The organism is Psychrobacter sp. PL19 (genome assembly GCF_017875835.1).
Lineage (GTDB): Bacteria > Pseudomonadota > Gammaproteobacteria > Pseudomonadales > Moraxellaceae > Psychrobacter.
The window spans coordinates 2,426,990-2,449,145 of the sequence record NZ_JAGING010000001.1 but is presented as its reverse complement, the minus strand read 5'-3'; the positions used below and the strand labels follow the sequence as shown (position 1 = coordinate 2,449,145).

General features: G+C 42.4%; 16 protein-coding genes and 1 pseudogene. 13 read left to right on the top strand and 4 right to left on the bottom strand.

Translation table 11 applies throughout. The features are described from left to right. Positions 1–10: 10 nt before the first annotated feature. From xdhB to guaD, 3 genes are all read left to right on the top strand, one after another. Entirely contained in the window at positions 11–2,578 is a 2,568-nt protein-coding gene (gene xdhB / locus H4W00_RS09760) for a xanthine dehydrogenase molybdopterin binding subunit (RefSeq protein WP_209957704.1), read from the top strand. Positions 2,579–2,594: 16 nt separating this feature from the next. Next, positions 2,595–3,674, top strand: coding sequence for an XdhC family protein (locus H4W00_RS09755; protein WP_209959154.1), 1,080 nt, complete (start codon positions 2,595–2,597; stop codon positions 3,672–3,674). Positions 3,675–3,903: 229 nt separating this feature from the next. Then, positions 3,904–5,295 (top strand): guanine deaminase, encoded by a 1,392-nt coding sequence (gene guaD, locus H4W00_RS09750; protein ID WP_209957702.1) that lies wholly within the window; start codon positions 3,904–3,906, stop codon positions 5,293–5,295. A gap of 158 nt (positions 5,296–5,453) precedes the next feature. Here guaD and H4W00_RS09745 read toward each other — a convergent pair whose 3' ends face one another. After that, positions 5,454–6,686, bottom strand: coding sequence for a JmjC domain-containing protein (locus H4W00_RS09745; protein ID WP_209957699.1), 1,233 nt, complete (start codon positions 6,684–6,686; stop codon positions 5,454–5,456). A gap of 489 nt (positions 6,687–7,175) precedes the next feature. Between H4W00_RS09745 and H4W00_RS09740 the strand changes: the two genes are divergently transcribed. Continuing rightward, positions 7,176–7,370 (top strand): NF038104 family lipoprotein, encoded by a 195-nt coding sequence (locus tag H4W00_RS09740; protein WP_209957697.1) that lies wholly within the window; start codon positions 7,176–7,178, stop codon positions 7,368–7,370. Positions 7,371–7,557: 187 nt separating this feature from the next. On the opposite strand, the gene purB is transcribed toward H4W00_RS09740, so the two are convergent. Next, positions 7,558–8,967, bottom strand: a complete 1,410-nt coding sequence (gene purB / locus H4W00_RS09735; RefSeq protein ID WP_209957695.1) for an adenylosuccinate lyase — start codon at positions 8,965–8,967, stop codon at positions 7,558–7,560. Between the two features lie 176 nt (positions 8,968–9,143). Next, positions 9,144–10,370: a tRNA 2-thiouridine(34) synthase MnmA gene (gene mnmA / locus H4W00_RS09730; RefSeq protein ID WP_334685007.1), complete on the bottom strand. Its 1,227-nt coding sequence runs from the start codon at positions 10,368–10,370 to the stop codon at positions 9,144–9,146. 260 nt (positions 10,371–10,630) lie between these two features. Here mnmA and ispF point away from each other — a divergent pair, with 260 nt between their 5' ends. The 8 genes from ispF to H4W00_RS09690 all read left to right on the top strand — a co-directional run bounded on the left by ispF (position 10,631) and on the right by H4W00_RS09690 (position 20,985). Then, entirely contained in the window at positions 10,631–11,122 is a 492-nt protein-coding gene (gene ispF, locus H4W00_RS09725) for a 2-C-methyl-D-erythritol 2,4-cyclodiphosphate synthase (protein WP_209957693.1), read from the top strand. A 196-nt stretch (positions 11,123–11,318) separates the two neighbouring features. Next, on the top strand, positions 11,319–11,669 hold the full coding sequence (grxD, locus tag H4W00_RS09720) for a Grx4 family monothiol glutaredoxin (protein WP_209957691.1): 351 nt from the start codon (positions 11,319–11,321) through the stop codon (positions 11,667–11,669). 229 nt (positions 11,670–11,898) lie between these two features. Next, entirely contained in the window at positions 11,899–12,459 is a 561-nt protein-coding gene (locus H4W00_RS09715; RefSeq protein ID WP_209957689.1) for a hypothetical protein, read from the top strand. A 237-nt stretch (positions 12,460–12,696) separates the two neighbouring features. Next, positions 12,697–14,592 carry a tRNA uridine-5-carboxymethylaminomethyl(34) synthesis enzyme MnmG gene (gene mnmG, locus H4W00_RS09710; protein ID WP_209957687.1) on the top strand — a complete coding sequence of 632 codons (1,896 nt, stop codon included), beginning with the start codon at positions 12,697–12,699 and terminating at the stop codon, positions 14,590–14,592. A 527-nt stretch (positions 14,593–15,119) separates the two neighbouring features. Continuing rightward, a complete protein-coding gene (locus H4W00_RS09705; RefSeq protein ID WP_209957685.1) occupies positions 15,120–16,079 on the top strand; it encodes an AEC family transporter in 960 nt (319 codons plus the stop codon). Between the two features lie 644 nt (positions 16,080–16,723). Beyond that, positions 16,724–18,229 carry a hypothetical protein gene (locus H4W00_RS09700; RefSeq protein ID WP_209957683.1) on the top strand — a complete coding sequence of 502 codons (1,506 nt, stop codon included), beginning with the start codon at positions 16,724–16,726 and terminating at the stop codon, positions 18,227–18,229. 17 nt (positions 18,230–18,246) lie between these two features. After that, positions 18,247–20,280, top strand: coding sequence for a hypothetical protein (locus H4W00_RS09695; protein ID WP_334684937.1), 2,034 nt, complete (start codon positions 18,247–18,249; stop codon positions 20,278–20,280). A gap of 12 nt (positions 20,281–20,292) precedes the next feature. Continuing rightward, complete coding sequence (locus H4W00_RS09690; RefSeq protein WP_209957680.1) at positions 20,293–20,985, top strand: hypothetical protein; 693 nt, start codon at positions 20,293–20,295, stop codon at positions 20,983–20,985. A gap of 311 nt (positions 20,986–21,296) precedes the next feature. On the opposite strand, the pseudogene H4W00_RS12760 reads toward H4W00_RS09690, so the two are convergent. After that, positions 21,297–21,650, bottom strand: a pseudogene (locus H4W00_RS12760) (transposase); the annotation flags it as partial. A 65-nt stretch (positions 21,651–21,715) separates the two neighbouring features. Here H4W00_RS12760 and H4W00_RS09675 point away from each other — a divergent pair. Then, entirely contained in the window at positions 21,716–22,156 is a 441-nt protein-coding gene (locus tag H4W00_RS09675) for a transposase family protein (protein WP_209957675.1), read from the top strand.

The window sequence follows — 22,156 nt, the reverse complement described above, 5'->3', positions numbered from 1 at the left end:
GAGAGCCATTATGAGCCACCAGTCCTCGTTATTTGACAGCTACAGTATTCGCCGCGTGCGTCCGCCCAAAAATAAAATTGGTACCTCAGCTAAACATGACAGTGCGATTAGTCATGTCATGGGGACCGCAACTTATGTGGATGACATGCTAAAGCCGCAGGGCACTCTGCACTTAGCTGTAGGTAAAAGCAAGCACGCTCACGCACGCGTATTGAGTATGGATTTAAATGCTGTCAAAGCGGCCGACGGGGTAGTGGATGTTTTAAGCTTTAAAGACTTGCCTGCCAAAACGGATATTGGTGCGGTTTTTGATGGTGAGCCGCTAATGGTGGATGAGATCACAGAATATGTGGGCCAGACATTATTTGCGGTAGTAGCGACCAGTCATCGCGCCGCAAAACAAGCGGTACTCCAAGCTATTGTAGAATACGAGACCTTACCGTCGGTACTCACTATTGATGAGGCATTAGAAAAGGATTACTTTGTCCGGCCCACTCATACCATGCAGCGCGGCGATGCCCAAGTAGCGCTTGAGAATGCGCCTCTACGCATCAAAGGTCATATTCATATGCTGGGCCAAGAGCATTTTTATCTTGAAGGCCAAGTCTCATATGTGGTGCCTTGTGATGATGGCGGACTGGAAGTTTATACTTCATCGCAGCATCCAAGTGAAGTACAGCAGCTGGTCGCTGAAGTGGTGGATTTGCCTTTTCATGCAGTCAATACTATAGTGCGAAGAATGGGTGGCGGTTTTGGTGGTAAAGAGACCCAAGCCGCAGCATGGGCGTGCCTGTGCGGTATTGTTGCCAAACGTCATAATGTACCTGTCAGTATGCGCTTAGATCGGCAAGACGACATGGTGGTCACGGGTAAACGCCACGAATTTGCCAATCGCTATGAAGTCGGGGTAAATGAGTCTGGTCAAGTACTTGGCGTTGATATGCAGTTGGCAGGCTTATGTGGTTATGCGCCGGATTTATCCGATGCGATCGTCGATCGCGCCATGTTCCACTGTGACAATGCCTACCATTATCCTGCTGCCCATGTGGCAGGACATCGCTGCAAAACCCATACGGTATCTAATACTGCCTTTCGAGGTTTTGGTGGGCCACAAGGTCTTCTCACTGCTGAATATATGATGGATGACATCGCTTACACCTTAGGGATAGACCCTCTGCAAGTGCGCTTAACTAATTTATATCAAAATGGTCAAAGCACTCATTATGGACAGCCGATTGAGCATTTTGATTTGGCAACTATCATCAATACACTGGCAGAAGACTGTGAGTATGATAAGCGTCGCCAGCAAATTATCAAGGTTAATCAGCAAGCCGAAGCTGAGGGCAGTGATAAACGCCTTGGTCTGGCTTTAACGCCTGTGAAGTTTGGTATTTCATTTACAGTGCAGACGCTGAATCAAGGTGGCGCTCTAGTACATATTTATACCGATGGTAGTATCCACCTCAATCATGGTGGTACCGAGATGGGTCAGGGGCTCTATATCAAAATTGCCCAAATCGTTGCTAATGAATTCGACGTTGACTTAGACACGGTTAAAGTATCGGCCACGCGGACAGATAAAGTACCCAATACTTCACCAACGGCCGCTTCATCAGGTACTGATATTAATGGTAAAGCAGCACAAAATGCCTGTATAACCATTAAAGGTCGCATTATTGAGTTTGCTGCTGAGCATTTTAAGGTAGCAGAAAGTGACATACGTTTTGAGCGTAATCATGTCTATATTGGTGACAAAGAAGATCTCACCTTTGCTGAAATGGTGCTGTTGGCGTATCAACACCGTATCAGTTTATCTTCTACCGGCTATTACAAAACCCCGAAGATCTTTTATGACCGTTCGAAAGCTTGGGGCCGCCCCTTCTTTTATTTTGCTCTAGGCGCATCGTGTTCTGAGGTCGAAATTGATACCTTAACGGGTGAGTATAAGGTACTGCGCTGCGATATCTTACATGATGTGGGGCAGTCGATTAACCCGGCCATTGACATCGGTCAGATTGAAGGCGGCTTTATTCAAGGCATGGGTTGGCTTACGGCTGAAGAGCTCACTTGGGACAAAAAAGGTAACCTAGCATCCAATAGTGCGGCCAATTATAAGATTCCTACCGCTCATGACTTACCGAAGCAGTGGCAAGTTAAATTGTTTGATCGCAAAAATGAAGAGCAGACCATTTATAACTCTAAAGCTGTTGGTGAGCCACCATTGATGTTGGCCGCTAGCGTCTGGTGTGCGATTAATAATGCCGTAGCAAGCTTAGGTGATTATAAGAAAAACCCAGAGCTGACCATGCCTGCCACCCCAGAGGCGGTACTAAAAGCCGTGATGCGTATGCAAGGCGTGCCGTGGGAAATTAACGCTAAGGTAGATATGGCTACTGTTGATAGCCTCACTACAGAGGATGACTCTGGTATCGATGATGATCGAGTGATGCCGCAGCAAGTGCCTCACGCTAAAGATAACAAACCGCTAGAAGTCGAAGGTCAGTTAGCGGATGCTCAACCGGATGCAGTAGAACATCCAAATGTGTCAACGGCTAGAGGTCCTGCTCACAGTGAATGATTTATTATCAGCTCCAATGCCACCCACACGCTGGTATGATGGCCTAGCCCAATATCAGCAGCAGGGTGTCGCTCACGTGCTGGCGACTGTCATTGCAGTAAATGGATCAGCACCCAGGGCACTGCAAGCCAAGATGATTGTTACTGTCGATAGCTACTGCGATACGCTCGGTGGTGGTGGTCTTGAGCATGATGTCATTATGACCGCGCGTCAATTGCTGAGTGGGGAAATAGAGGCAACCGTATCAAAAGATGTCAAAGAAAAGCACTCTAGAAAAGATAAAGATTCTCAGCAAGGTAACACTATTAATAGTGATGGTGATAGCGACCTAGAGTCGAAGCCAGCCAAAGCAGTACGCCGCGATAGCGTTTACACCAAACATTATCCGCTCGGTGCAAAGTTGGCACAGTGCTGCGGTGGTAGCGTCACGGTTATGTTTGAGTGTTTTAACGTGATACCACCGCTGTCGATATTGGTATTCGGAGCAGGGCATGTGGCCGCGGCTTTGATGACCATATTGGCTGAGTTGCCTTGCCAAGTGGACTGGATAGATAGTCGTCCTGAGATGTTTGCGCCTTATTTACTAAATAAATCGGACCAAATTAATGAATTCCCTAAAGCCTTCGGTGAGCCATCAGCGTCAGAGCAATCGTCTCTTTATCAACTTCCGGCGCACATCCGTCCCCATGTTAGTGAGGAGCCCGTTGATTTTATTCACCCGTTTATTGAACCTTTTATAGAACAAGGCGATCAGCGTTTTATTCTGATCATGACTCATGATCACAGTCTTGATTTTGAGCTGGTGCGTGCTGCTATAGATGTTAGCTTAGCTACTAATGATGCGGATATCAGGCGAAATACTGATAATGTTATTGCAGATCACGACGGTCTACAGGTTTCAATGCCATATATCGGCTGTATTGGCTCAGCGACTAAGGCAAAACGTTTCAAAGATCGTCTGACTCAACGCGGCTATAGTGAGCAAGTAGTCGATAGATTAACCATGCCAATAGGGTTATTGATTGGTGGTAAAGAACCCATGGCGGTTGCGGTATCTATTGCTGCTCAAATTTTACAACATTACTATCAGACATAACCCAGGCAGGTATAGCCCAGCAAGACATAGCCCAGCGATTTATAAAACCACTATAGTTTACCAATTATAAACGACACCATTATGAACGACACTATTGTTAGCCTCGCTAGCTATACTAATATATAGGCTGCGTTCAATATCTTTGTGTTCATATTAGGGTGGATTGACGATGTTAATTTAACTAACTTCCAATCAACATATTTATTATCAATTAATGTGAGATCTCATTATGACCCTGCATATATATCAAGCCCAGTTGCTGCATTATCTTACCGAAAAGGACCTTGCTGACCGTTCACCGAAGGCTACGACGGTTGATAAAAGCATCACTTTACTACCAGTCAACACTGGCGTGAAGGTTTATCCTGAGTATATTGTTGATGGTGCACTGGTTGTCGATGATGCGACCGGTCTTATTGTAGACTATGGCAGTAGTCAGGCAATGTTAGCGGATTATGGCAGCGCTAAAGAAGGACAGGCGCCAGTACAGATTCACAACCATCAGCACAAGCTAATCATGCCAGGTTTTATTGATACCCACGTGCATTATCCGCAGATAGATATGATTGCCGCTTATGGAGAGCAGCTGCTTGACTGGCTCAATAATTATACCTTTGTCACTGAGGCCAACTTTGATGACCCAAAGGTCGCGCATGATACCGCAAAGTTCTTTTTAAATCAGTTGCTCGCCAATGGCACCACGAGTGCCTTGGTGTTTTCTACCAGTCACCCGCAATCAGTAGAGGCATTCTTTATTGAAAGCCATCAACTAAATACCCGTATGATTACCGGTAATGTCCTAATGGATCAAAACGCACCTGCCCATCTTTGTGTGTCAGCTGAGCAAGGTATTCGCGACACCCAAGATATTATAGATAAGTGGCATGAGCGCGGGCGTCAGCATGTGGCTATTACCCCAAGATTTGCCATTACTTCAACGCCAAAGCAGCTGCGCTTGGCTGGCGAGTTATACGCCAGTTACGATAGCGTCTACTTACAAACGCATTTGGCCGAAAACCGTGATGAAATTGCTGTTGTGCGCGAGCTATATCCCAATCATAAAGGGTATCTGGATGTCTACGAAGACATGGGGCTACTGGGTCGCCGCACAACTTTGGCGCATGGTATTTACCTTGAAACTTCAGAGTACGAAAGGCTACGCGAGACCGGCGCGCAAATAGCACACTGCCCAACGTCTAATCTATTTTTGGGTAGTGGACTGTTTGATTTACCCAAAACCTTAAGCTACACCGGCGTTAGTGTTGGCACTGATGTGGGCGCGGGAACCAGTCTGTCGATGTTGACCACCTTGTCAGAGGCGTATAAAGTCCAACAGTTACAAAATAATCCGTTATCCGCTCATCAAGGGCTCTATCAAATTACTTTAGGCAACGCCCAATCGTTATTATTAGACAATAAAATCGGTAACTTTATGCCTAACAAGGAAGCGGATTTTGTGGTTATAGACATGAGCGCCACTGCGTTACTTGAGCGCCGTATGACTCAGACCAAATCGCTTGATGAGCGTCTGTTTGTGCTGATGATGTTAGGTGATGATAGAGTGATTGAACAGACAGTAGTCGCGGGAGTGAGTCGTTATCTTAAAGCTGAGGCGTCCTAAGATAAGGAATAAAAATCTCGTTTATTTATTAAAGATAATCGTAGACGCAATTTTTTAATGATTCGAATCTTATAATTCCTAGATTAAAAAACCGATTTTTGAGCAATGCCAAAAACAGGTTTTTTGTTGTTACTAATTGAAGCTAAGATTATTAAGGTTTACTCAGGATAATCTACCCACATCCAACCATTTTCTAGCCATTCCATTAAATCATCAGGATCAATGTCTACAACATCGCTTGCTATGATATGTTCGCCATCAGCCAAACGCATTAATAGTGCTGTTGCCGTGTCATCCAGACCATCCAATCGCTGACCATTCGCATACAAGGCTACGCTATTATTTTTTTGTTGACAGTCTTTTTGGTTAGAGCCAGTTTGATTAGGGCTAGTTTGGTTATATAGCAGACGATTACTGTAATCCGCTTGTAGGGTGGCGCCTTCGGCTAACGCTTGCATCAGCTCATCAGTATTCATAGTTTCTTCAGGTACCAATACATCATATTGGCGTTTGCTCACCACTTCACACACCGCTTGGCGAATGATATTAGCACCACGATCTGACTGTAGTAGTTGTAATAGCTGGGTGGTGATGGCATCGATACTATCGGTTTGCAACTCACCTGAAGCTTGGCGCGCTTGCGGCAATAGCATTGGTACAAACAATGCGCTGTCATTGGTTGCCACATCAGCAAGACTATCGATAACTTGCATCAAATTAGGACGACGGCAGCCGAACGAAAAAGTCATACAATCATCTTGTGCTACGCCAAAATGCGCTAGTTTGGGCGGTACATACAACACGTCACCAGCTTCTAAAATCTCATCAAAAATAATTTCACCCATATCATCAAAAATACGAATTGGCTCATCAGGCACAAACTCTGTATGCTCATCACAGAATTTACCCAGTTGCCAACGACGATGACCATAGCCTTGCGCTAAGAACACATCATAATCATCATAGTGCTTGCCGACCGAACCCCCTTTAGGCGCATATGAAACCATAATATCATCACGCTGCCACTGCGGAATAAAGTCAAGCGCTTGCCATAATTGTGCCAGTTCGGGTGACCACTGTTCTAAATTTTGTACCAGTACCGTCCATTGTTGTGGTAAATCCTCAAAATCCGCTTCAGTTAATGGGCTTTTTTTAAGGTGCCATTGTGGTTCGCCAGCCTTGCCATTCGAAGTTTGCTTAGTTGCTGATTGAGTCAGTAAGCGAGCTGAAGCATCTTCCTCAAGGGCAAGCCCTAGCATGTCATCAGGCTCAAACATCCCAATAAGCTGGGGCAATCCCTGCTTAATTAGCAGTGGTTTTTTTTGCCAGTATTCGCTTAGAAACTGTTCTGGTGTTATGTCATCGGGTAAACAAAGTTTTAAAGCGCTCATTAATAAATCCGTGTCGTTTGATGGGTTTAGAATAATGTTTAGTTTTTGTTTAGAAAAATAAGGTAATCGTTTATGATTGGCCAATAGCCTATAATAAGTTATTTGTTGAGTCTTAACTCTCTTAAATCAGGCATGCTTCAATATATAGTCAATGAAAAGTAATATCGATACATAACGTACTGCCGGCATAAGTTTTTCTTGCTTGCTGTGCCTACGCAGACAGAGGCTGCAAAAAGCTTATACCAGCAGTACCGTAGTGTTTTTAAGATATTTTAACTATAGTGCTGCTAAAGCCAATAAGTGCTGTTAAGAAAAGCTGCTGTCCTATCTTCACGCGAGCTCTAGATGTTTACCCGCTGATTATGCTAGTTTTCTAGAGTGAACTGTTTATTGTTATACTCCACTAAAACTGCTTATAAACCGCACGACTTGATGAACTCAAAAAAAGTGCAAGCCGTATTGAGTCATCTACTTAACCATAGGACAATCATGAAAAAACTACAAATTATCGCCTTACTTGCCAGCATATTTTTACTACAAGCTTGCGTGCACAAATTGGTCACTGTACCGGTCAAGGTTGCTTATATAACTACTAAAGGTGTGGTTAAAGGTACCGTTGCCGTTACTAAAGCCATCATACCGGGCAGTTCTGAAGACGATGGTGATAAAAAAGATAAAAAATAAAACCTTACTCATCCACTAGGTCTTTGAAGATAAATCCTAGCATTCAGAGTAAGGTTATCAACTGGCTTGATTTAAATAAGGGACTAGCAACCACTCATTTAAATCTTTTATTTATCAAGCCTATTATTTATCAAGCCTATTATTTATCAAGCCTATTATTTATCAAGCCTATTATTTATCAAGCCTATTATTTATCAAGCTTAGCAATCCAGTCTTTAATAGTTCGCGCTTGCTCAGCGGCATTACCAATATAGGTCGCAGGGGTCATTTCACGTAGGCGTGTTTTATCAGCATCGCTAACCGCAGACAGCTCATCACTTTCAACGAAAGTCAGCATCGCTTCACGGGTCATGGCATTGCCACGAGTTAACGCTTTAAGCTTCTCGTAAGGGTTCTCTACGCGGTAGCGGCGCATAACGGTTTGAATCGGCTCGGCCAGTACTTCTTGAGCTTGATCAAGATCGCTATTTAGGCGCTGCGCATTTAATTCAAGTTTACCAACCCCTTTTAAACAGGCATCATAGGCAATCATGCTTTGTGCCAGACCAACCCCAATATTACGTAATACAGTCGAGTCTGATAAATCGCGCTGCATGCGTGAAATCGGGAGCTTTTCACCCAAATGCGCCAGCATAGCATTCGCTACGCCAAGGTTACCTTCCGAGTTTTCAAAGTCAATGGGGTTAACCTTATGCGGCATAGTAGAAGAACCCACTTCGCCATCTTTTAGACGCTGTTTAAAATAGCCTAGGCTAATATACTGCCAAATATCACGATTGAAATCGAGAAGTATGGTATTAAAACGTTTTACCGCGTCAAACAGTTCAGCGATATAATCATGCGGCTCAATCTGCGTAGTGTAAGGGTTAAAAGTCAGCTCAAGGCTCTGCTCAATAAAACGCTCAGCATGCGCCTGCCAATCAACGTCAGGGTAGGCTGCGTAATGAGCGTTATAGTTACCGACCGCACCATTGATTTTACCCAATAACTCAACCTGACCAACTTGCTTGATTTGACGTGCGAGACGATAAGCCACGTTAGCCATTTCTTTACCCAGCGTGGTTGGACTAGCCGTTTGACCGTGCGTGCGCGACAGCATGGGCTGATCAGCGTGAGTCAAGGCTAAATCAATAATACTATCAGTCATTTGCTGCATTTTATCGAGTACGATTACGCGACTGTCTTTCAACATCAAGGCATATGATAAGTTATTAATATCTTCACTCGTACAAGCAAAATGAATAAATTCTAGTGAGTCGTTAAGGGCTGCCTGACCACGAAATTTATCTTTGATGAAGTACTCAACCGCTTTAACGTCATGATTGGTCGTGGCTTCGATATCTTTAATCGCCTGCGCGTCCACTTCGCTAAAATTATCAACGATGGCATTTAAAAAGGCCTTGGTATCGGTATCAAACGCGGTCAATTCACCAATCGCACTGTTGTCAGCCAATGACTGTAACCAGCGAATTTCAACGGTGACGCGAGCTTTAATTAAGCCAAATTCAGACAGATAAGGGCGCAAGCTGTCAGCTTTGGACGCATAGCGGCCATCAATCGGAGAGAGTGCGGTCAAGGCAGATAAAGAGGTGGGCATAGATATCCTTTAGGTTAGTTGGGCACGTTTAGTTCAGTTGAATTACAGGTTGTAATACAGTTAATAAGTTGAAATTGAGTCGGTAAAATAGATTTTTTACGTTGACGTCTGTTGATTTTCTTAGCTCAATCAGCGACTATAATCACAAGCATTTATACTTGTCCTTTATGTTTATCCTAAAACCCACACGGCGCATCAATAGACTCAATCACACCACCGCCCAAGCAGACCTCATCAATATAGAATACCGCTGACTGACCTGGGGTGACTGCGCGTTGGGGCTCATCAAATACTACCCGTACTTCACTACCGTCTTCATTAGCAGCAGTTACGGTGCAAGCTTGGTCTGGTTGACGATAACGCGCCTTAGCCATACAGCGTAAACCATCAGGGCTAAAAATATCCGTAGGTGGCAAGATATCGACCCAATCAAGCTTATAAGCGTGCAGTTCGGTACTTAGCAGCATTGGGTGCTCATGACCTTGACCCACTATTAAGCGATTTTTATCTAAGTCCTTTGCTAGTACAAACCAAGGCTCTTCTGGACGGTCTTTAACGCCACCAATACCGATACCACCACGTTGGCCTAAGGTATAGTACATTAGCCCGTCATGGGTACCGATAACTTTATTATCATCAGTTAGGATATCGCCTTTTTGCGCAGGTAAATACTGCTGTAAAAAGTCTTTAAAGCGGCGCTCTCCAATAAAGCAAATACCGGTAGAGTCTTTTTTGTTGGCCGTAATTAAGTCATGCTCTTCGGCAATCTGACGAACGATGGGTTTTTCTAGTTCGCCCACAGGAAATAGCGTTTTGGCAATTTTGTCGCCGCCAACCGCATGTAAAAAATAGCTTTGGTCTTTATTATTATCCAGACCGCGCAACAGCTGTGCGACACAGCTGCCATCAGCGTTGTTATAATTAATACTGCGACGGGTATAATGACCCGTGGCAATATAATCGGCACCAAGCGTTAAGGCATAATCTAAAAAGGCTTTAAACTTAATTTCTTTATTACATAAAATATCTGGGTTGGGCGTCCGTCCGGCTTTATATTCGGCTAAGAAGTGCTCAAAGACTCGGTCCCAATATTCCATGGCAAAGTTAGCAGTATGTAGTTTAATGCCAATTTTATCGCATACTGATTGGGCGTCTGCCAAGTCGTCCATCGCTGTACAATATTCAGTGCCATCATCTTCTTCCCAGTTTTTCATGAATAACCCTTCTACCATAAATCCTGCTTGCTGAAGCAGAACGGCAGATACCGAAGAATCGACCCCACCGGACATACCAACAATTACTCGCGTGGTAGCAGGATTATCGATATCGGCAAGGGTTAAAGCGCGCTGGGCGTTAAAAGAATGCGATACTGGCGTGGCTAATCTATCTTGGGTGGTTGACATAGCTGACATAAAAAGTGCTCAACAACTTATGGTAAAATAAGCATCATATTATAACAGCTAATTGAAACCGGTGGCGAAGTGCAGGGCTCGACCTCGTTAAAAACTTCCGTAATAATTATTGATAGATGGTCATCGGTAGACTTGCGTTGATAGACTATTCATTAATAGATACTGAAACCACTGTTTTATAAATTTCAAATTAATTTTACTTCTCCTTTTTAACAGCTTTTAACAGCTTTTTAACCGCTTCTGGAATAATAATGATAAAAATTGGTCAGGGTATCGACGTTCACGCCTTTCATAATAATGGCGAACAGCAGCAATATGTGGTGCTGGCAGGTGTGCACATTGAGCACAGTCACAGCTTACTCGCTCACTCTGATGGCGACGTGGTGCTTCATGCCCTCGCCGATGCGCTGCTTGGTGCTTTAGCATTAGGCGATATTGGTCAGCATTTCCCTGATACTGATGCTGTAAACTCCGGTCTTGATTCTAGAGTATTATTGCGCTATGTTTATGGCAAAGTACAGGCAGCAGGCTATACCTTGGGTAATGCTGATATTACCGTGATGTGTGAACGCCCGAAACTGGCACCTCACAGCCAAGCGATGCGCGCCAATATCGCTAGCGATTTGCAAACTGAGATTGGTAATGTCAGCATTAAAGCCACTACCACCGAAAAGTTGGGCTTCACCGGTCGGCAAGAGGGTATCATGGCTAATGCCGTGGTATTATTGATCCCTTACCCTTAATATCTGACATTTAGGTATTGTTATAAATAGGCATTAATAAAAATGCGATCTCAACTGTCTCAGTTACGCTTGTAATGGGGCAGCTATTGCCCCATCTAATGACATTATATACCTGCTTCTTTTGAACACTATTGTTTCTAACGAGCCATTCTTACTAAACCACCTTTAATAAGCTATTCCATAAATAGGAGTCTTTATGACTGACCAAACCCCAAATAATGCTGCAACTGATGTTGAACAACTGATCCGTGACCAAATTAAAGATAATAAAGTTATTCTATATATGAAAGGTACGCCACAGTTTCCACAGTGTGGCTTTTCTGCGCGTTCTATTGAAGTGTTGACTCAAATTGGTCGTCCGTTTGCCTTTGTGAACATTTTAGAAAATCCGGAAATTCGCTCGACCTTGCCAACAATCGCTAACTGGCCAACCTTTCCACAGTTATGGATTGACGGCGAATTGATGGGCGGCTCAGATATCATTCTACAAATGTATCAATCAGGTGAGCTAAAGCCATTGGTTGAATCAAATAGCCCTGCCGCCTAGTCTCCAACGACATAATATTATGATGATTTTATTTAGCCATATTTAACCGCTAAATCAATAATTATTATGCCTAATTATTATGCCTAAAAGACAGTAAGCCCAAGCAATCCTATAATGACTGCTTGGGCTTTTTACTGTCTTTAAACCGTGTTGCCTTTACAGTTTTCACCCCCATATAGTGCACATGACAGACACCCTATAAATATCGCTTTAAGAATAAGAGAGACTTATGAATAATCAAGCAAATAAGCCACAAACACCTGAACAAGAAAACTTTGAGCAACAAGCAATTGAAAAGCGTCGTGAGCATTTAAAACTTGAATCTGCTCGTATTATTAAGATCGCTGATAGCGAGCCGCATTCTGCCCTAAAATGTGTTCATCAGCTTAGTGTTGCTGGTGGCGCAACCGAAGGTACTTATATTGCTATTGAACAACGTATTGTCGCGGATCAAGATGCAGCTGGCGCTTATCATCTAGCATTACTGGCACAAAATACCCCAGACTTGCCGATTGATACGCGTCAACTTATTGAGTTGGTGGTGAATAAAGGGGACAATCAGCAGCGTTTAGCCCTTCTTAAAAATTTACCATTACCGCCTGTTGAGCTGATTAAAGCGCAAATTTTGGTCAGTAATGATGGTGAAGCGATTGGACAGATGAATGCTTATCTACAAATAAATCCTGAAGGTTATGGCAGTCAGCATATGCTCTCTAGTGGTCAGGCAGATCCAATTGTACCGCTTAGTCTTGGTAACAATACAAATGACGGTAAAGACTTCAAAGGCTGATTTTTAGCAGTTGGTTTCTAGAGAGAGGTTCTTAGCAACCAGATCTTAATATTTTTAGTACAAAAATTCTTATAGCTCGCAAAAATTGTTATAATTACCCATCCAAATTTTAGCGACTTATTCCAGCCGCTATCCATTTTTAAAATACGATTAACGTCTATTTGTCACGAAGTAGGTCATTGCTAGCAATGAATACCTCGTAGTTAATAGTCGCGTTATGAGTCAAGTGAGGCACACATGCAATACCCAAAAAATTACGACGTGGTGGTGATCGGTGGTGGTCATGCCGGTACGGAAGCGGCCTTAGCTGCCGCGCGTATGGGCGCACAGACCTTGTTATTGACCCATAATATTGAGACTCTCGGCCAGATGAGCTGTAATCCGGCGATTGGTGGTATTGGTAAATCACATCTGGTACGTGAGATTGATGCACTGGGCGGTGCAATGGCGCTGGCTACTGATAAAGCGGGTATTCAGTTTCGGGTCTTAAACAGTCGCAAAGGCGCAGCGGTACGAGCGACACGAGCGCAGGCTGATCGTGTCCTATATAAAGCCGCTATTCGCCACACGCTCGAAAATCAACCCAACTTAGATATCTTTCAGCAAGCTGCTGATGACATCTTAGTCGAAAACGGACGCGCAACGGCGGTGGTGACTTCGACAGGCATTGTCTTTAAGACTGAAACAGTGGTTTTGACCTCGGGAACCTTCCTAGGCGGCGTTATTCATATTGGTCTTGAAAACTCTAAAGGTGGACGGGCAGGGGATCAACCCTCTATTAAACTTGCTGATCGTTTGCGCGAGCTTAAACTTCCGGTAGGCCGTCTAAAAACCGGTACTCCCGCCCGTATTGATGCGCGCAGCGTCGACTTTAGTGTGATGAGCGTTCAACCTGGCGACACTCCTTTACCGGTAATGAGCTACATGGGTGACGTGTCTATGCATCCTGAGCAAGTAAATTGCTACATCACTCATACTAATGCGCGCACTCATGATATCATCCGCGAAAATTTAGATCGTTCGCCGATGTTCTCTGGCAAAATCGAAGGCGTAGGTCCGCGTTATTGCCCCTCTATTGAGGATAAGATCCATCGTTTTGCAGATAAAGACAGCCATCAGATATTTATTGAGCCGGAAGGTTTGACTACTCATGAGCTGTATCCCAATGGCATCTCAACCAGTTTGCCGTTCGATGTGCAACTAGAGTTTATTCATAGTATGAAAGGACTTGAGAATGCGCATATTACTCGTCCAGGCTACGCCATTGAATATGATTATTTCGATCCGCAAAACTTAAAATCAACCCTAGAAACCAAATCTATTGATCGCCTATATTTTGCCGGTCAAATTAATGGTACGACTGGTTATGAGGAGGCTGGGGTGCAGGGGCTACTTGCGGGTACCAATGCTGCCTTAGTAACCACTAATAATAGCGAATTTGAAACCTGGACTCCGCGCCGTGATGAAGCGTACCTCGGCGTGCTGGTTGATGATCTAATCACTCATGGCACCACTGAGCCGTATCGAATGTTTACCAGTCGCGCTGAATATCGTCTGCTGCTACGCGAAGACAATGCCGATCAACGTCTCACTGAAACCGGACGCAAGCTTGGCCTGGTTGATGATGTCCGCTGGCAAGCACATCAAGAAAAAATGGATGCCATTAATAAAGAGACCAGTCGCCTAAAAGACCTATGGGCAACGCCTGCTAATGCTTTAGGCGCGCAAGTCACTGAGCAAACGGGTGAGGTATTGTCGAAAGAATCTACCGCTTATGACCTACTTAAACGGCCACAGATTCATTTTGCTGATATTGCCGCCATCACTGACTCACAAGTCGCTGCACAAGTAGGCGAGCAGATTGAAATATCAGTCAAATATGCCGGCTATATAGATCGTCAGCAAGAAGACATTGACCAGATGAAACGTCTAGAGAATACGCCATTGCCGATGGACTTTGATTATAGCGTGGTCTCTGGACTGTCAAATGAGATAGTAGAAAAGATGGCACAGGTACGTCCTGCAACGCTTGCACAGGCCGGCCGTATTAGTGGGGTGACACCAGCCGCTATCCAGCTATTAGCCATGACGGTCAAAAAACAGAAAAAAGCTAAGGCGGCATTAGAATCATAATGTTGAGTTTGAGCATGCAGTAAAGGTATCAAAGGCAATGACATCTGTTAGTAATTATTTGAAGCAGGGCTGCCATCGAGTTATCGCACTTTGAAAATTAGCCGCAGGTAAAAATGCGGCTATCAGCGGTTACTAATGATTTAAATGGATAATCACAGACAAGGAATGTCTCAATGCTCTACGATAACTTATCAAATCTACTAGACTCGCCAGATACTATAAGCGATACCTGACCGAAACCTACGCAATCCTGCTTAATAACGCTTCCAAGCTATCCGTATCCAAGCCGCTTTTAATAATGCTAGCAAATAGCATGACGATGACTCTCGCCAGTTTGCTATCGCACGGATGGCAGTCGAGAAGGTCTACGAAAAAATACCGATGGCCTTTGGGTAAAAAGCTAGAGCACAAATAACCTAAGCTTGACATTATAGCGTACTCGCTATAATCCATTCTCTATAATCTAATCTGACCTACAGTGATGATCTACTCATTATCTTGGGCTTCTCTCTGACTCGAGCCTACCCATGACCGACGCTATTATTTTTGCGATAACTATTGTTTTGCCCAACTTAGCCTTAATGGCGTTGGGCTTTTTTATGCAAAGACGCGGGGAGACTAGTCAAGCCTTTATCGATCAGGCTTCGAGTTTTGTTTTTAATTATTGCTTGCCGTGCCTACTGTTTTTTAGTGTGGTGGACAGTAATGTGGATTACGCTAAGCAAATAGTATTAATCATTGCTGGTATTGTAGTGACGTTTATTTTATTTATTGGTTCTGAGATTTATGCCAAACGTTTTATCAGTCGACCTGCTGATCAAGGTGTGTTTGTACAAGGTATATTTCGCAGCAATATGGCGATCATTGGCTTGGCAACCGTTGCCAACGCTTATGGGGAACGTGGCTTGAGTATCGGCGCTGTATATATGGGTGTCGTAACTATATTGTTTAATATCTTGGCAGTTATCACTCTCAGCCGAGTGTCTAAAAGTGTGGATGATACCTGGTCTAGCCGTAGTGTCATGATTATCAAAAAGCTATTTACCAACCCGCTTATCCTCGCGTTATTAGCAGCGTTTGCCTATAAGGCCTTGCCATTGCCACCAATTCCTGGGGTTATTAATACTACTGGCGGTTTATTAGCGGCTGTTGCGCTACCATTGGCATTAATTTGTGCTGGCGCCAGTATTGATCTAAAATCCATGTTGAGCCCTTCAGGACTATCGATGCAAGCCAGCATTGGTCGTATTGTTATTGCGCCATTATTAGCCATCGCAGTCGGACTGGGTTTTGGTCTTACTGGTGTTCATATGGGCGTGCTATTTTTGATGGTGGCCTCGCCAACTGCGGCGGCAAGCTATGTGATGGCTAAAGCAATGGGTGGTAATGATATATTGGCGGCTAATATTTTAGCATTTACTACTGTGGTTGGCTTGTTTGGCATGGCGATTGGAGCGGCGCTGTTGCGTGGAATGGGGATGATGTAGTCAATGAAAAGTAATATTGATACACAGCATACTGCTGACATAAGTTAGCAATAATAAGTTAATAAAAATTTAGTAAACATTTAAATTTTAGCCCATCTCGAAATTAGATGGGCTTTTTTAATACGACACTAGACCTCTTGCATAAGTCATCGCTAAGCGTTGAAGCTTCGTTAATACAGCTCAATGGATTGGTACTTTCGCAAGAGGTCTAATAAATAAAGGAAAAAATTGCTTTCCATAAGAGTCTTTCAATAATTTATCGTTAACTAATTATTAGTCCTTAATGAGACTCAAACTAACAGTCTTTTCATAATAATTTTATTCATTATAAGCAGTGCTGTAATTGTAAGCCTCATTCTAAATTAAACCTTAGTTCATTTTTCATGCACGTACTTATTGCTAGAGTATTACTAATCGGTTATAGTCACGATAATAAAGTAACTTACAGTAAGTTTAAGAGGCTGGCAATGGGTAGTTATATTGACGCAAATCTAACCTCTAATGGGTTAATTTTAGGACTTACGCAAACTTTAAAGAAGGCGACCTTAATTGCTGACAGAGATAATTATCGAGTAAGCCCTGAATTTAAAATCTAGTAAAGAAATTATAAAGGTAGCTAGAAATTTTAATTAAGAGGGTGAATTATGAAAAAGGCTATATTGATACTTTTGTGTTTGGGGGCTGTTCAAGTTAGTAATGCTGAAATTATTAAAGTGAATGGGGAAGGTGCTACACCTATTATCAAAAAAGATCTGAATGGCACACGTAATCAAGCATACAACAATGCAAAAACTGATGCTGTCATTGCTCTCATTAAGCGTATTAATGGTCCGCAGGCGATGAATGAAGCGAATCAATATTTAAATGACATTGTAAAACAAGTTGACAGTAATTATGTGCTGAACCGAGGCAGTATTACCAACAGCAACAATGAATTAGTCACTCAAGTTAGTCTGGAAATAGATGACCAAGAATTTCGTTCAATTCTTAATGATTTAGGATTGGCAAAGAAAAATAGTCGAACCAGTCCGATTATGATTGTGATGGATGAGTATTTCGGCGTACCAAAAGATAACTCTAAGCCAGTTAAAGAATTCACTTCTTATTTTTCAGATGGTAGCTATAGCTATGATGAAGATGCAAGTTACAAAGCTAGTGAAAGTGCTAAAGCCAGTGCGTCAGATTCTTATTCTTCAAAAGGACGCTCAGCTGCCGCCTCAGGTTATGCCTATGATAATTATTATGGGGCTGGTGTAGGTGTTGCTGCCCGCTCATCAAACCATAATAATTCAAGTAAATCAGCATCTTCAAGTAACTACAATGCCAGTGAGTCTGCAAAATATAGCCAATCTGAACGTCAAAATGATATTCAAAGTTTTGTGAAATATGTGGAATATCAAACACCAAGTACTAAAGCTGAGCGTAATAATCAAACATTAAATTCAATTGCAAGTGCTGCATCTCGTTATGATTTGCGGTTGCTCGATTCTGACCGTTTCAGAAGTCAGTACCTAAATGGTCGTAGTATGACGATTCAACAACTAACGAGTGATGTAGAGCTTAATAAGTTAGTAATCGCGGCGCGTAAAGAAAAAGCGGACTGGTTTATGGCTGGTAGCTCTTATATCTATGATCGTGGTCGTTCGACTGCCACGGGTCAATTTGTCTGCGATGGTGCTGTAAGTTTTAAAATTTATTCAGTAGATGATTCAACTTTAATGGGCGGGGAGACTCGTACAGAGTCATCGACAGGTGCGACCATAGATTCATGCCGCACTAATGTAGCAAAGAAACTGGGTGAATTAGCAGTTAGCCAAGTTGGACCACAGATTTTAGGTTATGCAAAAAATCGCTCTATGTATGGTAAAGAAATTACCGTTTTTTTGAAAAGCATGTCTGGCATTGTGACTTCACGTCTCGGGGATGACTTGTATATTGCCTTAGATGAAATGGATGGCGCAGAAAATATCGATATTCGCACTCAAAATGGCAAGTTGGTTGAGATGACCATGACCTATAAGAGTGAAAAACCGATTAGTGGAGAGTTGGCGAAAGCGCTACGTAAAGTAAGCCCAATGCTATCGAGCGCTGAGCGTCTACAAGCTGGCAATACAATCACGCTTTGCATGGGTGGTATTCAGTGCAAATAAAATTCAAAGCGTTATGTTTGGCGATACCGATGCTTGTGTCAGCATGGGCAAATGCGAACATTCAAATCTATCCATCAAAAGGTGTTTTTGGATTGGAGCAAGGTTGCCGCCCCGATCCTAGCAAATATGAGGCGAATGGTTCTTCTATTGTGTGTGATTTCAGTCAAGCGATTGACAATGAAATCATTCGTAAACAAGCCGAGCAATTTTTTGTACAAGGTTTAAAACAAGGTTTCGGTGAGCAAGTTGTCGATACTATTTCGCAAAAAACCAAAAATCGTACTTATATAGCATCTCTAGAGGTTTTACGCGCGAGTGAATATATTGTAAAAAAGGACTCGACAGCAGAGATTTTTCTACCAGTCACCTTAAGTCTAAAACTCACTAACGTGTTGTCGGGCGAGGTTATTTATAGTGACAGTGCGACATTGTCGCAACCAATCCAAGTACTGACTACAGACATTGATTCCCCGACAACAAAAGCCGCCATTAAACAAAAATTTCAAAGCACTTTGCTGACGTTAACCAAGCAAGTGACTGAAGAATTAAAATCGAAACTTAAGATTTCTGAAATTGAGACCCAAGTGGTTGATCGGTGGAAATCTTATTTGGTTCTAGATAAAGGCTTTAAGCAAGGGATCGCTGCACAAGATGAGCTGAGTTCAATAGAGGGCGATTTGATTCGTGTGGTACATGCAGACAGTGATTACGCTGTGGCTGTGCCGATATTGATGCAGGGTCGCACTAAGCGCTTTAGTAAAATCTCAACCGATACACGTCAGGCTATGAATAAGCCTAAAGCATTAGTGGTTGATGTACTGACTTATCAAGGCGAATCAAAAGATTTAATTGAGCAAATCTTTTCAGATGCAGTAGGTGAGCAAGCTTCATTTACTTTGACTCCAGTCAATCGACGTTATAGTGCTATGGCACAAAGTGTTAGCGAACAGACTGGATTAGCGCAAAGTGAAGACATTAACCAACGTGAGTTACCTGAATTTTTTATTCGGATTAATGTCATTCCTGTAATTGCTTATCAACAGCAGATTGGGAAAATGACTCAGCAACAGGTTCTCCATAGTGAAGTTTTTGCTGAAATGATTGATCGTTCTGGTCGCGTGATCTATTCAGCACATGCAACAGATGATATTAAAGACGTGATTTCAGAAGGAATGGGATTTTCTCTAGAGGCACGTAAAGAAGTTGTATTGAAAAATGCACTTTTGAAATTAGGTCAAAAATTTCAAAAAGGGATTCAATTTACTCGTTCTGATTTAAAAGTCTCGAGTTCAAGTGGTCATAACATTACTATTGATGATGCGGGGGAACGCTTAAGTACCGGAATGAAAGTTCATGTTTATCATTCAGATAAGGCAGCAGGACGTAATATTCTGATTCCAACATGGGAAGCGACTGTTTTGGAACGTCAAGGTGCGAAAGTTACAGCGCAATTAGATTTCCCTGTCAACAGCAATGATCGTTTACCCGTGCGTTCTGGAGACAGGATTTTGCTTGATAGTTCTGCTCCAGTGGGTGACTCGAAGCAATCGCGTGTTTTATGTCCAGGCTTACATATCGAACAAGTCGGTGAAATTCCATTTTATGGTTTTGGTCCTTTGATTTACCACGCTTTTACCAGTCAGTCGAAACGACCATTTTATGCGACAGGTTCAGGCTTTAAAGGACAGACCCTACTGAAAGATTCAGTCGTTGCTATGACTGAAAATGCTGGGTTTAAAAAAGATATGAAAGTTAACTTTTATATTCCAAAAGATGAATGTTTACAGCCAGTACTTAAGATTGAAGAGAAACAAGACAGTATTAAATGTAATGCAGACAAAAGTAATTGTGACGCCACATTGGTTATGGCCAGTGGTGCACGCATATTCAACCAAAAGTCTGAAAAAATAGGGGCTTATGGTTTGCAACAAGAAATTAGACTAAAGGGTATAGACCATCAGCATCGTAATGAAATGTATAACATTCAGATGTTTGAGGCTTTACCAAAAATTTTAAATCAAATCGTGCAAAAAGCCGATTCTTCAAAATAGGGATAACAAGGTATGAAAAAAATTGCAATTGTTTTAGCAATAGCAGCTTCAATGGGAGCATCAAGCGTCTATGCAGGTTTTGGGTCGCTGAGTAAGATGGCATCGTCGTTATCTGAATCTGTTACTGGCGTATCTTCTTCAAATATGGATATCAATGGTTTCTTCACGCAGGCTAAAGCAACCAATGCAATGTTTACTCAGAGTCGTACTGCTTTAGCTTCATTACTCGCAAGTAAACAAGATTCAGATGAATTAAAAGCAAAACAGAAAAGTCTGAAAATGACCTCTGATCCGAAAGAACAAGAAGCAATTCAAAAGAAAATTGTAGTGTTGTCTAATGCTGTTTTAGAAGCCTCTCAAAAAGATGAAGAAGGAACAGTAGCTAAGCTGTCAGCATTGAATGTGGAGCAGAAGCAGCATTTGTTGGACTCTGCAACAAACTTTGTAATCGCAAGTTTAACCGCTCGTGAATTGGCGGTAGGCGCTAAACAAGTAGGTACGAGTTTAATAGCAAATCCAAGAAGCTTGACCAATACAGGAATGTCTTTAGTTGAGGCTAAAGGTGTGGTTGGAGATATCACTGGTATTGCTAAAAATTCAACGATGGCTTTGGTGGAATATCCAAAACTATTTAAAAAGGCTGGTATTGAATTCAAAATGCCGACAAGTTCATCAGATAAACCAAAAGTACTGAGTGATATTTAAAAATATTAATTTAGGTTAAACCTTAAATACAATCAAAATTGTAAATGATGATTAAATCATTTAAAGAAATAAGAGAGCCCTCTAGAGGGCTCTCTTATGTTTTAGTATTTTACGGAATTTAAAGCACTAAAATATGGTCAACGTCTCGGGACTTTCCCTTAAGCTGACCAATCAAGACATGGAATTATACCAATACCGTTGCTGATAAATTTTATAAAAGTAATGGTGTGATGTCGCAAATTACCAACAACACACGTTATCAAGCGATGCTAGACGATTTCCCTCGAGCCATTGATGATGCCATTCTATAGTCAACGAACTATTAAATCGCCACACAACCATAAGAAATAAAAGAATAAGGTATCAATACAATTAAGCCGCCATTCCTTACGTTTTTTCTTCACCCATGCCCATGTTTGTTCAATAGGATTCAAGTCAGGACTGTAAGGAGGCAATCATAATATAATATGCCTCGCATCTTCGATGAGTTCGATGATATCTTTTCGTTTATGGAAAGTGGCATTGTCCATAATAATAACGCTATGGCTGTGTAGATTGGGCAGCAGTAACTGATTTACCCAGCTGTGAAAGACATCACTGTTTATACTGCAATTGTATAGCCCCACTACAAATAGATCGTTGTTTAAAATAGCATCGATAGCATTAGACCTCTTGCAAAAGTGTCATCATGAATTAGAATGAACGTATCACTCTCAATCAGATGATCGTCATGCCCGACATAAATAAACTACTTGAGCAAAATGATGCAGGCTTTAAACGCTATACTGGTATTCAAAAAATCACCTTTAAAGCCATGTTAGAAGCCATGAAACAACATGAAGCAGCCAAGACCAAATTAGGTCGTCCAAGCGAGCTTAGCTTGGAGGCGCAGATATTGCTTGCACTGACTTATTGGCGTGAATACCGAACACTTTATCATATTGGTATGGACTTTGGTATTCACGAATCTTCTGCCAGTCGTATGGTTCGTAAAGTAGAAGATATTCTTATCAGATCAGGTCAGTTCGACTTACCCAAAAAGCTACCTCGGGGTGATGTTGACGATATTAACTGGTCAGCGGTTATTATAGATGCGACTGAGACCCCAATTGAGCGTCCAAAAAAAACCAAGGCGACTACTACAGCGGTAAGCGAAAACAACACACCTTAA

What these genes read in the sequence shown, in the direction of transcription:
- xdhB (WP_209957704.1), top strand. Translation starts at nt 11, where the DNA reads ATGAGCCACCAGTCCTCGTTATTTGACAGCTACAGTATTCGCCGCGTG.
- H4W00_RS09755 (WP_209959154.1), top strand. Translation starts at nt 2,595, where the DNA reads ATGCCACCCACACGCTGGTATGATGGCCTAGCCCAATATCAGCAGCAG.
- guaD (WP_209957702.1), top strand. Translation starts at nt 3,904, where the DNA reads ATGACCCTGCATATATATCAAGCCCAGTTGCTGCATTATCTTACCGAA.
- H4W00_RS09745 (WP_209957699.1), bottom strand. Translation starts at nt 6,686, where the DNA reads ATGAGCGCTTTAAAACTTTGTTTACCCGATGACATAACACCAGAACAG.
- H4W00_RS09740 (WP_209957697.1), top strand. Translation starts at nt 7,176, where the DNA reads ATGAAAAAACTACAAATTATCGCCTTACTTGCCAGCATATTTTTACTA.
- purB (WP_209957695.1), bottom strand. Translation starts at nt 8,967, where the DNA reads ATGCCCACCTCTTTATCTGCCTTGACCGCACTCTCTCCGATTGATGGC.
- mnmA (WP_334685007.1), bottom strand. Translation starts at nt 10,370, where the DNA reads ATGTCAACCACCCAAGATAGATTAGCCACGCCAGTATCGCATTCTTTT.
- ispF (WP_209957693.1), top strand. Translation starts at nt 10,631, where the DNA reads ATGATAAAAATTGGTCAGGGTATCGACGTTCACGCCTTTCATAATAAT.
- grxD (WP_209957691.1), top strand. Translation starts at nt 11,319, where the DNA reads ATGACTGACCAAACCCCAAATAATGCTGCAACTGATGTTGAACAACTG.
- H4W00_RS09715 (WP_209957689.1), top strand. Translation starts at nt 11,899, where the DNA reads ATGAATAATCAAGCAAATAAGCCACAAACACCTGAACAAGAAAACTTT.
- mnmG (WP_209957687.1), top strand. Translation starts at nt 12,697, where the DNA reads ATGCAATACCCAAAAAATTACGACGTGGTGGTGATCGGTGGTGGTCAT.
- H4W00_RS09705 (WP_209957685.1), top strand. Translation starts at nt 15,120, where the DNA reads ATGACCGACGCTATTATTTTTGCGATAACTATTGTTTTGCCCAACTTA.
- H4W00_RS09700 (WP_209957683.1), top strand. Translation starts at nt 16,724, where the DNA reads ATGAAAAAGGCTATATTGATACTTTTGTGTTTGGGGGCTGTTCAAGTT.
- H4W00_RS09690 (WP_209957680.1), top strand. Translation starts at nt 20,293, where the DNA reads ATGAAAAAAATTGCAATTGTTTTAGCAATAGCAGCTTCAATGGGAGCA.
- H4W00_RS09675 (WP_209957675.1), top strand. Translation starts at nt 21,716, where the DNA reads ATGCCCGACATAAATAAACTACTTGAGCAAAATGATGCAGGCTTTAAA.